Raw genomic sequence first — 14,753 nt, forward strand, 5'->3', positions numbered from 1 at the left:
ATAAGAACTTGAATGGTTATTATATATTTGTTGATATATCTAATTGTCTTAGACTTGCTGAAGTCCCAAGTAAATATGATCCAAGGGGATGGTTCCGATGACCCACAATTTTTGTACCGTAATGGAGGTTTAAACATGAAGCTATTAAGAGCTGCGGAAATATTGATTGAGAAAATCAAAAAAGACTACAAAGATGATATTGCTGTTGTGGTTGTGATGGGTTCATATATTTATAATGAAACCCACAGCAGGTCTGATCTTGACATGTATTATGTTCCGAAGTCAGAACGTGGAAAAAATCTCGGCAAAGTATTTATTATTGATGGGATAGGATTTGATTTCTGGCCGATATCTTGGGAAAGACTAGAGGGAATTGCAAATCATGATGAAAAAATTACCTCGATTGTTACCGAAGGTAGGGTGATTTATTGTAGTAGTGAAGAGGATTTAGCAAGATTTAATCAACTGAAAGAGAAGGGCTTAGATACAAGTGATAGAGGAAAATTTATTCGTAAAGCACAGGAAAAGTTTAATGAAACCTATAAAGCCTATTTTAAGATGGTTAATGCTGAAAATCTTTCTGAAGTTCGGATATATGCAATGGAAATCATTTTTTCAGTAACCTATGCTATTGCACTTTTGAACAGAACAACAGTAAAACGCGGACGGGGTAAACTGAAAAAAGAGATTATGGATATGAGCCTAGTACCAAAGGACTTTTCAGCATTGTATGATACAGTTTTTGTCAGCGGTGATATAATAGAAATTAAAAATGCTTACAGACAGCTAATGTGCAATACGGAAGATTTGATTTCAAATGAACAAAATAGAATAAAGGAACATGTTTCCTTTGCAGATAAATTAGATGGGTTCTATGAAGAACTGATTAATTTTTACAATAAGATAATTCATGCCTGTGAAATTGGCGATACATACACTGCACTGTTTGCAGCTGTGGAAATAACTCATGAAGTAGAAGCTGTTTTTTCGGGAACAGGAGTATCATCAAAGCAGCTGCCTGACATTGTAGGTGCCTTTGACCTAGTAAACATGAAAGGGTTTTTGGAGGCGGTGCATGAACATCAGAAGCAATTGGTGGAGCTTCTCCAAAATAATAGTGTTAAGCTCAGAGTGCTTCAGGACTTTGAAGAGTTAGAGCAATACATGCAATCTCTTTAAAGCAGGTATTTATGATTCACTTGAAAAAGCATGAGGAATATAATAGAGAACAAAATGATCAGAGGGATGAGGGAATAGATCCATTGTCCCTATCCTTTTTTATAGGTAATATTACTGATGAATACATGTTAGAAAACAGCAGTTACAGCGATACGGTGAACCGTACCACAAATGACTACGGACTTTAGGATAAGGCTTCGGTGTGGTTCTCCTTAACCATTCAATCCTACAAAAAGTCACACAATGTGTGACTTTTTTGTGTATGTAAGTTTTGCAGAATGAGATTTAGAACGTGTTGAACAGGTGGCTATATTGTAGTCTTTTCAATGGATTCGATTTGAACTAACTTTGATTGATTTTATTCATTTTCCAAGCTATACTTATAGCAATTGAACATGTTCAAGAAAGGAGAATGAAGATGAGTGTAATAAATAAGAGTACCATTAAAAAAATAGCAGTGGTGGTCATTTGTGTATTAATAAGCATAGCGGTTGTTTTTCTAGGGATTCAGCACAAGCGATTTTCAAAAGTCAAATCGGAACAAATCGAGAGAGCGAATGCCAAAAGTATCGTAGTTGAAACTGATCAGGGAACCATTGAATATGCAATCTCTGGTAAAGGGGATCCAGTTCTAATGATTCATGGTGCTGGAGGGGGATATGATCAAGGCTTGCTGCTTGCAGACAGATTCCTGCCAAAGGATTGCATGGTAATTGCAGTGTCCAGATTCGGATATCTAAATACTCCATTGCCAGAAGAGCCTACCCCGGATCATCAGGCGGCACTGTACATGAGTTTACTAGATAAATTGGGAATAGACAAAGTTCATGTGGTTGCTGTCTCTGATGGGGGCCCATCTGGTTTAAAATTTAGCATAAATTATCCTGAACGTGTGAAATCACTTACGATGATGTGTGCAAAAAGTAAAACCCCTCCAAAGTTAACAACTGTTCAGTCAGTAGTTTTTGGAACGATATTTAATAATGATTTTCTATTCTGGATGATTACAGAGTATATCCAGTCAGATCTTTTGAATGTATTGGGGGTATCTAAAGAAGTTCAGGAAAAAATGACCCTAGATGAAATAGAAATGGCTAGAGAGTTTTTTGAAATTATGACTCCTATTTCGCTGAGAAAAAAAGGGATTTTCAATGCAAATGTTCAATTTAAAGAATTGTCACCTGAAGACTATCCGATTTGGGAGATAAAAGCGCCAACATTGGTGGTTCATGCTGAAGATGATACATTACAGCCCTTCTATTATGCTGAATACACCCATGAAAAAATTCCCAATTCCACTTTGCTCTCTTTTAAGGAAGGTGGACATATGTTTTTCAGCCATCATGCTGAAATTGCCGAAGCTATAAAGCGTTTTTTCAGCAACATGCTTTAAGGAGGTTATATGTCAGAAATAAAAGAATTAATGATTAAATCGGTCATAGCCCTGCTTGATGATGGCTTTGATGTTGAAGCGTTAACTATTAGACAGATCGCATATGAAGCCCATGTAGCTACTGGACTGATTAATTATCACTTTGGTAGTAAATGGAATTTAATCGTGTCAGCGATTTCATCTATAATCGATGATGCCACGATTGAAGCCTTTCAGACACTGTCTAATCTTAATGACTCTCCAAAGCAGCAGTTGAGAACATTTTTGAAGGCTATGGCTATGGTGGTATTAAAGTATCAAAAGTATACGAGTGTACTTATTAGCGATGAGTTGAGCAGTGATCGTTTTAGCACACCGGAAACAATTGTGGGTCTGCTAAAGGAAATAAAGCCAGGTCTATCTGAAAAAGAGATTAAATGTCTTGCTATTCAAGTTGTTGCACCAATTCAATATGTCTTTTTGAAAGAACGTGGATTAAGAAGCTACTTAGGTGAGGAACAAGATATTCCTCATACTATTACATTAGATGATTACGAGGAGATAATGGAAGTTTTTCTGAAGACATTAGGTATCTAGAGGTTTCCACACAGCTAGTCCAACCGACCTTACAAGACCATATGCGGTTTTTGTTTCTCTAGTTATTTTGGAACAAGTGTTCTTAGGAGTATGATTAGGTAAATAGTAGGCTTGAAAAGGGAAGGAAATCATATACGATAGGGGTATAAACTGTGGAGGCATAATTTTGTAGAAGGGAATGATTATTATGGATTTAAAGGAGATATTTAGGTATGTAAAGCAGCCGAGAGTATTTGAAGAAGGAACATCAAATTTCTGGGATGATGCATATATTTCAAAAAATATGTTAGCTGCTCATTTAAATCCTGATTGGGATGCAGCCAGTAGAAAACCGAAGACGATAGATAAGACTGTAGCATGGATAAATCAGCATTTTTTACAAGAAAATTCTACAATCCTAGATTTGGGATGTGGACCTGGATTATATGCTGAGAGACTAGCTAGATTGGGGCATAAAGTTACAGGGATTGATTTTTCCAAACGATCTATTGAGTACGCTAAAGAATCTAGTAATAAGCAAGGATTAAATATTGAATATAACTATCAAAACTATCTAGAAATTGATTATCACGAAAAGTTTGATGCAATTATGCTGATATATTGCGATTTTGGGACTTTTAGTAATGAAAATAGGGCAGTGCTGCTACAAAAGATACACAAAGCACTTAAGCCGGGAGGATTCTTTGTCTTTGATGTGTTTACAGAGGCTTTTAAAGAGGATAAAGAGGTTAATAAAGACTGGTATGCGAGCAGGGAAGGATTTTGGGCCTATGAAGATCATGTCGTGTTATCAGAAGTATTTCATTACCCAGAAGAAAAAGTATATTTAAATCAAGATATTGTTCTAGTAGATTCGAATAAGTTTGAGGTGTATAGATCCTATGATCATTATTACTCAGAAAAGGATTTAATTCATTTGCTAGATGAAAATGAATATAGAAACCACCGTTTTTGTTATGAAATGATAGTTGATAATGATTTTGCATCGAAAAATGTAGTCTTTGTAGCTACACAGAAATAGTTAGATAAATATTATGAAATCTGAAGTTACAGCAATTCTGTAAACTATAGAAGGAGTCAATGGGATGGTTCGAAACCACTAAAAACACACCCTGAATAGTGGAAAAATTGTTCAAAGCAAGCTAAGACCATTGAGAAAAAGACCTGGTTTAATATGATAGAGTTGTCGAGAAAATATCATAAATACTGGGGTTTTACCATGTTTAAAGATAAAGATATGCAGTAAAACATTTATTCCATATTATACTATAAAAGTTCAGAAATCATTTCCTAAAGATTACAAATCATGCTGTAGACTTTAGCTTTATCAATAAGCTGTTAGAGAAGGTATACTGTAAATACTATGGACGTCCAGCTAAAGAACCTGAGCTACTGATTAAGACAAGATGTAAAAAGAAAAATGCGAGGACGTTTCGGTTGTTTGGACAGTACTCCTATGGCATTCTGAAATAGGAGTGATATCATGGCAAGGGTAGTAAGAGAAAGAAGTAAAACATGAACCTACCATATCATACTTCGGGGAATAGAAAAAAATACCTTCAACTACATTGAAAACGAACGAAACGTCCCTGTGTCTTCTGTAATCCTTTTATGAGTGGTGAATATTCTAATACAGGGTGCTCCGACATATAATCTAGTATGTAACTGATGAGGAATTGCAATGATCAAGCTTTGAAAGCTTCATTCATACCGAAAAAACCAGAAAAATTACACGGGTCGCATCGAAAACAAAATTAGTATTTGATGATGCACAGGCCACCGATAGAAAAATCAAACATAAATCGTTAAGTGGGGTAGAGCAATGAAAATAGCAGGTCATCAACCGAATTATATTCCCTGGCCGGGATACTTTGTTAAGATGGCACAGTGTGATATTTTCTTTATTTTAGATACTGCTCAGTTTCAAACAGGCAGTCGGGTTGGAAAAGGAATCATCTTATGGCATTTCAAGTAAACTACGCAAAGGCACCTTATTTCGAAGAAGTTTTCCCGATGCTGGAGCAGATACTACAAGATACCGGATATCTTATAGATACCAACATAGCTTTTATCAGGCTTGTACACGACCTGCTCGGATTGAAAACCAAGCTTGTTTTTTTATCAGATTTGCCTCAATTTGCTGATCTTCGAAAAAATGACCTGATAGCTGCGATCTGTTGCCACTTTTCTGCTGACTGTTACCTGTCCGGGATTGGAGGGAGGGCATATAATCAGCCCGAGATTTTTGATAAACAAGGCATTAAGTTGGAATATCTGGACTATCAGCCTATAATATATCCTCAGCTTTGGGGTAACTTTATCCCCAATCTGTCTATCGTTGATATGTTATTTAACTGTGGAGTGGAGGGTACACGCAAGCTTTTGTTGAGAGAGATGTAAGTATGATCAGGCTGCTGTTTTCTTTCACAAATGCCGACAAGCTTCGGAAAGGATAGTTTCAATACCCGTTCACCCGGGATTAACAGAACAGGAGGTTGATTACATTGTCAGCAGCTTACGAAAATATGCATGAAATCAATGGGCCTCTGAGTGTATTGGTTACAGGTTCAGGTTCGGTATACGGTCTGGGTATTATCAGGGCACTTAAAGCATCGGTACTGCCTGTTGAAATAACAGCAATTGACAGTAACCCATATTCACTAGGTCTATTTTTTGCCGACAAAGGCTTTATCGCTCCCCGAGCAGCAGATGAAGAAAGCTATTATAAGTTTATTGAAAACCTCTGTAAAGATCATCAGATTAAAGCGATATTTATCGGCTCTACAGCAGAGCTTTCATTTTATGCAAGAAATAGAGAATCCCTTGAAAGGTCTACAGGAACAAAGGTATTTGTAAATTCTCCTACAGTGATAGAGCTTTGTACTGATAAGTGGCTGACCATGGGCCATTTATCACGCTCAGGTTTTCAGATTCCTGCAAGTATCAGGTATCCTGAAGATGCTGATATGCTTTCCAGATTTATTGAAAGTTCGGGTTTTCCCTTGATCGTCAAACCCCGTGGGGGACGTGGCTCAGAAGGTGTCGTTCTGGTTAAGGATAACCAGCAGCTGCTTGAAAATGTAAAGGATAAGAAAGACTTAATTATACAGGAATACCTCACAGATGAGGAGCAAGAGTTTACCGTGGGGATTTGTATGAATCAAAAGGGAGAGGTTATTTCCAAAATCGCTTTAAGGCGGTATTTGCAGGAAGGAGTTTCTATTGCTGCAGTGTCTGATGGTTATCACGACATTGCAGATTATTGTGCCAGAGTTGCAAGTACACTAGGAGCATATGGGGCTATAAATATCCAATTGCGCCTCAAAGATGGAATGCCGGTAATTTTCGAAATAAATCCCAGATTTAGCAGTTCCACAGGCATGCGGTTATTATTTGGAACAAATGAGCCGGAAAGCTTAATACGCTCAGAAGTGCTTTGCCAGGAGGTAATACCCAGTTGCGCAGCAACTGGCCTTGTATTGAGGCAATACAGCGATTATTACTTCCCACTAGATAAGCTTAACTCCCTTTCTACAGCCAGGCTTCACCATATATAAATTGAAAAGGCTCCATACCATTTTTGTTTGGTGTGTCCATTGCGACTGAGTTATCCAGTTATTAGTAATGATATAAAAACCGCAGTTACAGCGATATGGTGAACCACATCATAAGTAGTTGTAAATTATTATTTGTTTGAAAGCGATAAGAACCTCTATCTAGTGATGGAGGTTCTTTATTACTTGTGAAGTAATGCTTGCAACTTACACTAAATATATTTTTAAACTACAAAAGAGTGCTAGAAATAGTACTTTTTTTCTTTTTGGCAGATGATAGCGTATATTTATTGTAGCTAAACATAACTTTAGCAGGGTGTGAGAAATGAGTGTGTGAAATCTATTTGAAACGAACGGGTTTATATTTTTAAGAATTATAAGTTAATAAGTTCATAGTACAACCTAGACATTTCATAGCATGTAGTAGGGGGGATAGCTTATGAAAGTAAGGTTATGGGTAGGTGATACACTTTGGGAAGATTTAACGGAAGAACAGCAGGCTGAATGGAGCAGAAAAGCAGGTGAAATCTATGGTGACATAGTTCTTGATCGTGTTGTTGAGATGATGAACCAAGGAAAATCAAAAGCGGAGATCATGAGCTACTTAGGATTAAATTAGCCTTTATGGCTTTTCTATAAAGTAATACAAGCATTATATAGATTTTTTATGAAAGTGAGGTGAAAGGATGGATAAATACGTTGTTCAGAGATTGCACGAAGCATTAGCTAGATGCAAAAACATGATTCAAGAAGTCGTAAAGGAGAGTGATGATCCCACTCTTGCACTAGGAAAAGAACTTGGTGCCAGCATGGTTATTGAAGAGATAGAGAACATCATCAATACATATATGGAATAAGATAGGCTATTTGGTAAGAAGAAAGAAGAGGATGCTCCTGGTGAGGTAGAAGCATCAAAAGTAGGATAAATGTAATTGAAATTATGTATAAGCTGAACAGAAGACAACGGAAGATAGAAAGAAAATCGAAGTTCCCATCGACCCCAAGGCAAAGCCAATGGTTGGTAAGCAGATTTCCTTGATGAGTTTCTAAGCAGCATGATGGTGGGTTAGGAGGTATGCGGTTTGAAGAAGGATTGGGATTTTATCAGGCACATGAAAAAGTGCAGCAAGCTCCAGAAGAAAGGTGATAAGTACTTCTGCAGCTTCACCAAGGGAAAATGCAGTAAAGAAGTATGTCATTTTTATATCGGGAGCAATTAGGGAGGAAAATTGTATTCAAAGTAGTTATTTAACTTTCATAGTATGTAGAATGCCATGCAACTAGGCTAAATGGAATTAGATAGCTTAAGAATGTCCATCCATAATTCCAACCGTTTGTATAAACTAGTTCGCCTAACAAGTGCAAAATATATTCTCCAGCAGTGTTAAAGCAGGACAAACCTATAATCCAATACGGCCATTTGCGTTTATTATCAGGTAGAAATTGAACCAAAAGCATAGCTTGTACCGGATATAGACCAAGGTCTGCAGATAGTTCTATGTCTAATCTAGGGATAATATCATCTTCTAGTGTCCACCATCGAAAACTGTGTTGAAAGATGTCTACGATAAGTGCAATCATTGATCCAAAGGTACCTGTAATAAATAATCTTCTTAGTCGTGATTTATCAGAAACAATCCAAAATAATGCCCATGGAAAGATAGAAACTAACGCGTGTATCCACATGATTATCACTCCTTTATCTGTTTTAGTTTGATGTAATCGAAAGGGAGATATTCATTCAGAAATAAATTGTGCTGACGTAGAGGGGGAGACAAATTGAGAGAGATCATAGTAGATAACTTTGCTGGAGGGGGTGGAGCATCTACGGAAATAGAGCTGGCAACAGGTAGGAGTGCAGATATAGCTATTAATCATGATCCTGCTGCTATCGCAATGCATAAGGAGAACCATCCCACAACTGAGCATTACTGTGAATCAGTTTGGGAAGTTGGTCCTAGGGGAGCGGTAAGGGGTAGACCTGTGTTTGTCATAGATAATCCAAAGCCCTTTATAGTACGAATAGGACAAACTGGTTTTGGTGGAGATAGGCTTCAATATGAGATAGATAAGCCGTTAACAACAATTACTACAAAAGCAGAACATTATCTTGTAGCTCCTTTCCTAACAAGTTATCATTCAGAAACTACAAAGAACGAAGTAAGAGGATTAAGTGTAGATGAACCAATACATTCACTGGATACATCGAATAGGTTCGGACTCGATGGTGCTTTTATAGAGAAATTTTATAAGACTGGTATAGGCCAACAACTAACAAAGCCACTCAACTGCAAAGTTCGAAATTGATAAAGGTCTTGGACATTGGAATAAGATCAGATCTTTACTGAACAAATATTGTGGTTACAACATAGCTAAAGATGAAATATTACTTTTATGTATCGATGGAGTGTATTATTACATCTATGATCTTGGAATGAGGATGCTAGAACCACATGAGTTATTCCCAGCAAACGGATTTCTAAAGGATTATATCATTGATAGAGATTACAAAGGAAATAAGTATCCTAAAACAGCACAAGTAGCACGTTGTGGAAATGAGGTGCCTCCACAGCTGGCAGAAGCTCTGGTAAGGGTCAATCTTCTTGAACTTTGTGAAGATGAGCAAGACGAAAGAATGATTGTATAGTGTGAAAGTTGTATTTAGCGAAGGTATTTAGGGACATCCACTAAATATAGATATGACCAAAATACAGGAGAAATGTAATCTAATAATTTGGAGGGTACACACATGCAAACGCCTTATATTACAATTGATACTTGTAAAATCGAGCAAAATACTAGAACGATTGTTGATCAATGCAAGAAATATGGTATACAAGTAGCTGGAGTTACAAAAGGAACACTTGGAATGGTTGAAGTAGCTCAGGCAATGATTCGTGGAGGTATTGATTGGATTGGTGAATCTCGTTTAGATAACATCGAGCGGTTAAGAAGAAGTAACATCGATACACCTATACTCCTAATGAGATCACCGCATATGTCAGAAATCGAAAGAGTTGTTTCACTTGCTGATGTTAGCTTGAATTCTGAATACGAGATTATTAAGGCTTTATCTGATAAGAGTTTATCGAAAGGATTTGTACATAAAATAATAATCATGGTTGACCTTGGGGATTTACGTGAAGGTGTTTGGCCTAACGAACTGCTACCTTTAGTTAAAGAAGTAGTTTCCATGAAAGGAATCGAAATTATTGGTCTAGGAACAAATTTAACTGATTTAAACGGAACAATACCAACCTACGAAAACAATAAGCAACTAGTTGATTTGGCTAAAGAAATTGAAGAAAAATGTAAAATAAAGCTTCAATATTTATCTGCTGGAAACTCTAGTTCTCTTAAATTGTTAGCATCAGGAAAGATACCTGAGCGAATTAACCATTTTAGAATCGGAGAAGGGATTCTCTTAGGGAGAGAAACTATAAATAGGGAAACATGGGGTAATACGCTCCAAGATGCTTTTACACTATACGCAGAAATAATTGAGAAAAAATTGAAACCCTCTCTACCGATCGGGGAAATAGGACAGGATGCCTTTGGCAATATACCGCAGTTAGAAGATAGAGGAATGATGACAAGAGCTATTCTAAATGTTGGGCGTCAGGATACAAATGTTGACGGACTGACACCAAAACAATCAAATATTGAAATACTGGGTGCTACAAGTGATCACCTGATAATTGATTTAACACAAGAGGCGGCGATGAATGTAGGAGATACTGTAGCATTTGACCTGAATTATGCGGCTTTACTATCAGCCATGACCTCTCCTTTTGTGAACAAAGTTGTGCAAAGATAATTTTTTAGGATCAATTTCTTAATTTAAATGAATAGGATTAGTGATTGATAAGCTGAGAACTACTGAAGAGGCAGCTATTCTATGAGTTGATGTCTTTTTATTTACTTATGAATCTTTGTAAGCCTTGCAAGTTGTGTGAAATGTATCTTCTATTAAGTAGGATAACCTCCACTTTATGAAAGGAAATTTATAAATAACAGCGAAGTAATAGCTTAAGGTCGCTGTTGTAGAACAATGCGACACAGATTGATGTTGCGCTTGGTAGGGGCGATTCACGAATCGCCCCTACAATTTTATTGATCTCAACCTGCGACATTTATGTCGTATTCTTCTTATATGCTGTCGTAACAGTTTTAAAATATGAACTACTTATTGAGGGGGTAGTATATGAAAAAGAAAGTAAGCCTAATTGTTTTATCAATAATAATTGTTTTGACATTCTTAGTGCTTAAACTAAATGAAGATGCAAAAACAATTGAAGAAGCAATAACCTCACTAGGCTCGATGCCAGTAAGCATTATCCATGAAGAAAAAACTGACAAAGGAAGTATAGTATTCTGTAATATTGTAGGCAAGGATGGTTTATATGTTGCCATCGTAAGAAAGAATATATTCGGATATAAAACCGTTTATAGTGGTGTTCATGGAGATATAAAATTAGCAGCAAAAAAATTTGGATTAACCCACAGTTATTATCCGAATATAGAGAAAACTTCGCTACCGATATATTTTGGCGTGATTGGAAATCCAGATATTCATAAGGTGGAGATTATTGAGAAGAAAAGAAATATTGAAGGTGAAGCAAAAATTCTTAATATTGATGATATGAGACTATGGCTTGTTTATATGAAAAAATTTCAAGGTTCAGACTTTAGTATTATTGGAACTTCAGCTGATGGCAAGGAATTAACGAAAATAAATGGAAATATATCACCCTACTATGCAGAGCAAGGGCCATTCAGAGGTTATGAATAATTAATACGCTTTATTTCGTAATATCCTTAATCAGGGTACTTAACAATAAACTATGTCGTAGTTTAGTCATACAAGATAATACAATGATGATGAATATGCTTGCATCAGAAGTGGCTCTTGCTGTGCAGGATAAGATTAAGAACATCAAAACATCTGCTGTAAAGGTGCCGCTGGGAAATGTGTTTGGTAGTCAGTTACTGGCGCAGCATGGGCCAAATATCAATATAGACGTAACCCCCATAGGCATGGTAAATGTCGATTTTAAGACCGAATTTGAAGAATCTGGGATAAATCAGACGAGACATAAAATCTATCTGATCGTAAAAACACAAGTTAGAATTATCGTACCATTTTCATCTGAGAGTACTGAAGTTGTCACATCGGTACCTATTGCTGAGACCATTATCGTGGGTAAGGTACCACAGAATTACATCTTTGTACCTAAAGATGAGATGCTGAATATAGTACCTAATGGCAATTAAAGAAATAAAAGAAATAAAAGAAACAAAGCCAGTATAGGATTTATATACAGGCTTTGTTTCTTTTCAGGATTTCTCATCTGAAAGCTCTGTTTTTATTGGATTGTCTGTGGGATGCTGTTTATGTATATGCTTTTCAATAGTTCTTAATGCATCATTGCTCCAATACAGATTGACCCCAGTGTCTGAGGAACCAAAACCAAAGGCTATAAATGAATTGATCTTAGATTTATTGTCCTTTTCCATAGAAAAAACCTCCCCAAATACGATAATTAGAGTATTACCTATCCGTGGGTATTCGATACGCAGGGTTGATCTTAATGGTTCAAAAAAGAAAAAGGAGAATGGGGTTGGTATCGATTCTCAATAAAATAATTGATACATCTGATTACCACCCTTCTCCTACAATATACTATTCATAATAAGACAAAATGATACTAGGTTATTCGTCTACTATACAAGCTTTTCTACATTTCTTTTACAATCGTTAATGTTTTTAAATCAGATGAACTGCTAACCTTTAATACGATCATATCAGAGCCATTAAATTCGATAATTTCTAGGCCGTTTAAAAGTAATGGATCTTCGTAATTATCAAACAAAATATGGGGATGGATTACCAGCCGGTTATCTTCAATGGTTAACGAACAGCCATGTATAGGGGCATGAGGGGAATCGCTGAGAATCTGTATGGAACAAGTACCCTCTAAGAAGGGTTGAATATCATGATTTAAGGACATATTGGGAGCTCCTTCCTAAATTTTTTTTAATTATATCAAATCAAATTAGCGATGCATAGAGTCTAACTTATTGTGTTTGTACCAAATAAAAACAGATTCCTACCAGCAGCTGAGGAATCTGTTTTGAAGGGGTGTGCATTGAAACCTGCACATACTAATAGTATATCATAGATTTGTTAAATATTTATTAAAAAATGTAGGTTTTTCAAAAAAAATATTTGTTAAATATATGATAATATTGGTAAACGAAGCGATTGTGTAGAAACTTAAAATCAAAATTTTAACAATAAATACATTTATACATGAAATGAGTGCTTGTCACCTTTTTTTTTCTTGGACATAGTATGAATCGAGTAAAGAGAAAAGGAGGTGAGCTGAATGTCTATGGGAACAAATAACATTGGAGGATGCCCCCAACTTCCAGGAACAATTTTAAGAATCAATATACCAGCAGGTGCAGTGATCAATTTGCTTAATCTTATAGAAATTACTTCCCCAAGTGGTATATGCTTAATCGTTAGGATTCCAGCCCTTGGTGGAGGCTTAGGTTTAAATAGCTTGGTCGATGCAATCAAACAAGCTGGTGGGACTGTAGAATTTCAACAGTATTAATCAAATAAATGAAGAAGCTAGGTATTTCCAATACCTAGCTTCTTCATTTATTCAAAGATAGAGTAGAAAAATGGAAGAAATGACAAAATTCGACTTGTTATGACAGGAATCATCAAAAATGATATCATATTGGTATGCCTGAGTCATCATATTAATTATCAGAATCAGATATAGTAAAGGTCTGTAGAGGGGAGGCAATCCACAGCGATGCAGTTAATTGTACAGTTTGTATTTTGGTACCCTCTGCTTATGAGTATGGTGTGGATGATCGGGGGCATCATTTTTTATTTTAGAAGGGAACGAAAGGGACAGCCCTCCTTAAATGAGACTCCATTTGTTTCGATTTTGGTCCCTTGTTATAACGAGGAAGCGACGATTGCTGAAACCATTCGGCACTTAGATCAACTAAATTATCCAAACTATGAAATAATCGCAGTAAATGATGGCAGTAAAGATCAAACGGTTACAAAGCTTAGAGAATTGTGTGAACGCTATGATCGGCTTCGTGTGATTCACTTACAAGAAAATGCTGGCAAGGCCAATGCATTATATCTAGCATTGATCGCTTCCAAGGGTGAGATTCTTGTTGGTATTGATGCAGATGCAGTGCTCGATAAAGATGCGCTAAAATATATGGTGCCTCATTTTACTACACCGCACTTCGGAGAGCGAGTTGGTGCGGTTACGGGGAACCCTAGAATCCGAAATAGAAGTTCTCTTTTGGCTAGGGTACAGGTATGCGAATTTTCTAGTATCATTGGACTGATCAAGAGAACTCAAAGAATCTTGGGAAAAGTAATGACCGTATCAGGCGTAATCGTAGCTTATAGGAAAAGTGCTTTGCTGGATTGTGAATTATGGGATCGAGATACCATAACGGAAGATATAGGTGTAACTTGGAAGCTGCAAAAAAGGTTTTGGGATGTGCGGTATGAGCCAAATGCCATATGTTGGATGCTAGTACCGGAAACCATTAAAGGATTTTGGAATCAAAGAGTACGTTGGGCCCAAGGCGGCATTGAAGCACTACTAAAGCACTGGGATGTTTTTTTAGATTGGAGATATCGCAGGCTTATGCCGATTTATATTGAACAAGCGTGCAGTATATTGTGGGCTGCTGCATGGATTCTATCAACGATAGTCTTGATGATTCAAATTCTTTCAAGTGGAGAATTATATTATCCCGTGTTTTGGTCTGGAACGTATTTGTCATTTGTGTGCATCATTCAATTTTTTGTCGCTATGTTTATTGATAGGAGATACGATCCCAAAATACTCAAGTATTATTTATGGGCAATATGGTATCCAACTTTTTATTGGTATTTCAATGCGCTGGTTGTGCTGCGGGCGATACCGAAGGCACTGCTGCGTAAGAAAAATGGAAAGTTTGCAGTTTGGGATAGTCCTGATAGGGGGTTGGATATTTAG

19 protein-coding genes and 1 pseudogene are annotated in these 14,753 nt (G+C 36.7%); 17 read left to right on the plus strand and 3 right to left on the minus strand.

Going from position 1 to position 14,753, the window contains the following annotated elements; all coding sequences use genetic code 11:
• Nucleotides 1–135 precede the first annotated feature (135 nt).
• The 10 genes and pseudogenes from K0R93_RS10190 to K0R93_RS10235 all read left to right on the plus strand — a co-directional run bounded on the left by K0R93_RS10190 (nucleotide 136) and on the right by K0R93_RS10235 (nucleotide 7,922).
• Nucleotides 136–1,179 carry a hypothetical protein gene (locus K0R93_RS10190; RefSeq protein WP_300300819.1) on the plus strand — a complete coding sequence of 348 codons (1,044 nt, stop codon included), beginning with the start codon at nucleotides 136–138 and terminating at the stop codon, nucleotides 1,177–1,179.
• Nucleotides 1,180–1,190: 11 nt separating this feature from the next.
• The gene (locus tag K0R93_RS10195; RefSeq protein ID WP_300300821.1) at nucleotides 1,191–1,367 is read left to right on the plus strand and encodes a hypothetical protein; all 177 of its coding nucleotides are present in this window, start codon (nucleotides 1,191–1,193) and stop codon (nucleotides 1,365–1,367) included.
• Nucleotides 1,368–1,597: 230 nt separating this feature from the next.
• On the plus strand, nucleotides 1,598–2,572 hold the full coding sequence (locus K0R93_RS10200) for an alpha/beta fold hydrolase (RefSeq protein ID WP_300300823.1): 975 nt from the start codon (nucleotides 1,598–1,600) through the stop codon (nucleotides 2,570–2,572).
• Between the two features lie 9 nt (nucleotides 2,573–2,581).
• Nucleotides 2,582–3,148, plus strand: a complete 567-nt coding sequence (locus K0R93_RS10205; RefSeq protein WP_300300825.1) for a TetR/AcrR family transcriptional regulator — start codon at nucleotides 2,582–2,584, stop codon at nucleotides 3,146–3,148.
• Between the two features lie 187 nt (nucleotides 3,149–3,335).
• Complete coding sequence (locus K0R93_RS10210; RefSeq protein ID WP_300300827.1) at nucleotides 3,336–4,169, plus strand: class I SAM-dependent methyltransferase; 834 nt, start codon at nucleotides 3,336–3,338, stop codon at nucleotides 4,167–4,169.
• An 858-nt stretch (nucleotides 4,170–5,027) separates the two neighbouring features.
• A pseudogene (locus tag K0R93_RS10215) lies at nucleotides 5,028–5,548 on the plus strand (WbqC family protein).
• Nucleotides 5,549–5,652: 104 nt separating this feature from the next.
• On the plus strand, nucleotides 5,653–6,705 hold the full coding sequence (locus tag K0R93_RS10220; protein WP_300300830.1) for an ATP-grasp domain-containing protein: 1,053 nt from the start codon (nucleotides 5,653–5,655) through the stop codon (nucleotides 6,703–6,705).
• 436 nt (nucleotides 6,706–7,141) lie between these two features.
• Nucleotides 7,142–7,321, plus strand: a complete 180-nt coding sequence (locus K0R93_RS10225) for a hypothetical protein (protein WP_300300832.1) — start codon at nucleotides 7,142–7,144, stop codon at nucleotides 7,319–7,321.
• Nucleotides 7,322–7,388: 67 nt separating this feature from the next.
• On the plus strand, nucleotides 7,389–7,559 hold the full coding sequence (locus K0R93_RS10230) for a hypothetical protein (protein ID WP_300300834.1): 171 nt from the start codon (nucleotides 7,389–7,391) through the stop codon (nucleotides 7,557–7,559).
• A gap of 225 nt (nucleotides 7,560–7,784) precedes the next feature.
• Nucleotides 7,785–7,922 carry a hypothetical protein gene (locus K0R93_RS10235; RefSeq protein WP_300300836.1) on the plus strand — a complete coding sequence of 46 codons (138 nt, stop codon included), beginning with the start codon at nucleotides 7,785–7,787 and terminating at the stop codon, nucleotides 7,920–7,922.
• A gap of 28 nt (nucleotides 7,923–7,950) precedes the next feature.
• On the opposite strand, the gene K0R93_RS10240 is transcribed toward K0R93_RS10235, so the two are convergent.
• Nucleotides 7,951–8,388: a CBO0543 family protein gene (locus K0R93_RS10240; protein ID WP_300300838.1), complete on the minus strand. Its 438-nt coding sequence runs from the start codon at nucleotides 8,386–8,388 to the stop codon at nucleotides 7,951–7,953.
• A 93-nt stretch (nucleotides 8,389–8,481) separates the two neighbouring features.
• Between K0R93_RS10240 and K0R93_RS19135 the strand changes: the two genes are divergently transcribed.
• The 5 genes from K0R93_RS19135 (at nucleotide 8,482) to yunB (ending at nucleotide 11,976) form a co-directional block, all read left to right on the plus strand.
• Nucleotides 8,482–9,009 carry a hypothetical protein gene (locus K0R93_RS19135; protein WP_330685139.1) on the plus strand — a complete coding sequence of 176 codons (528 nt, stop codon included), beginning with the start codon at nucleotides 8,482–8,484 and terminating at the stop codon, nucleotides 9,007–9,009.
• Nucleotides 9,010–9,142: 133 nt separating this feature from the next.
• Nucleotides 9,143–9,349: a hypothetical protein gene (locus tag K0R93_RS19140; RefSeq protein ID WP_330685140.1), complete on the plus strand. Its 207-nt coding sequence runs from the start codon at nucleotides 9,143–9,145 to the stop codon at nucleotides 9,347–9,349.
• 102 nt (nucleotides 9,350–9,451) lie between these two features.
• Nucleotides 9,452–10,519: an alanine/ornithine racemase family PLP-dependent enzyme gene (locus tag K0R93_RS10250; protein ID WP_300300840.1), complete on the plus strand. Its 1,068-nt coding sequence runs from the start codon at nucleotides 9,452–9,454 to the stop codon at nucleotides 10,517–10,519.
• Between the two features lie 387 nt (nucleotides 10,520–10,906).
• Entirely contained in the window at nucleotides 10,907–11,494 is a 588-nt protein-coding gene (locus K0R93_RS10255; RefSeq protein ID WP_300300842.1) for a hypothetical protein, read from the plus strand.
• Nucleotides 11,495–11,523: 29 nt separating this feature from the next.
• A complete protein-coding gene (yunB, locus tag K0R93_RS10260; RefSeq protein WP_300301035.1) occupies nucleotides 11,524–11,976 on the plus strand; it encodes a sporulation protein YunB in 453 nt (150 codons plus the stop codon).
• Nucleotides 11,977–12,039: 63 nt separating this feature from the next.
• Here yunB and K0R93_RS10265 read toward each other — a convergent pair whose 3' ends face one another.
• On the minus strand, nucleotides 12,040–12,219 hold the full coding sequence (locus tag K0R93_RS10265; RefSeq protein ID WP_300300844.1) for a hypothetical protein: 180 nt from the start codon (nucleotides 12,217–12,219) through the stop codon (nucleotides 12,040–12,042).
• A gap of 221 nt (nucleotides 12,220–12,440) precedes the next feature.
• Nucleotides 12,441–12,713: a hypothetical protein gene (locus K0R93_RS10270; RefSeq protein WP_300300846.1), complete on the minus strand. Its 273-nt coding sequence runs from the start codon at nucleotides 12,711–12,713 to the stop codon at nucleotides 12,441–12,443.
• A gap of 378 nt (nucleotides 12,714–13,091) precedes the next feature.
• Here K0R93_RS10270 and K0R93_RS10275 point away from each other — a divergent pair, with 378 nt between their 5' ends.
• Together K0R93_RS10275 and pgaC are read left to right on the plus strand one after the other, a co-directional pair.
• The gene (locus tag K0R93_RS10275) at nucleotides 13,092–13,325 is read left to right on the plus strand and encodes a hypothetical protein (RefSeq protein ID WP_300300848.1); all 234 of its coding nucleotides are present in this window, start codon (nucleotides 13,092–13,094) and stop codon (nucleotides 13,323–13,325) included.
• 207 nt (nucleotides 13,326–13,532) lie between these two features.
• Nucleotides 13,533–14,753 carry a poly-beta-1,6-N-acetyl-D-glucosamine synthase gene (gene pgaC / locus K0R93_RS10280; RefSeq protein ID WP_300300850.1) on the plus strand — a complete coding sequence of 407 codons (1,221 nt, stop codon included), beginning with the start codon at nucleotides 13,533–13,535 and terminating at the stop codon, nucleotides 14,751–14,753.

The sequence above is a fragment of the Anaerosolibacter sp. genome (genome assembly GCF_029240175.1).
Taxonomy (GTDB): domain Bacteria; phylum Bacillota; class Clostridia; order Peptostreptococcales; family Thermotaleaceae; genus Anaerosolibacter.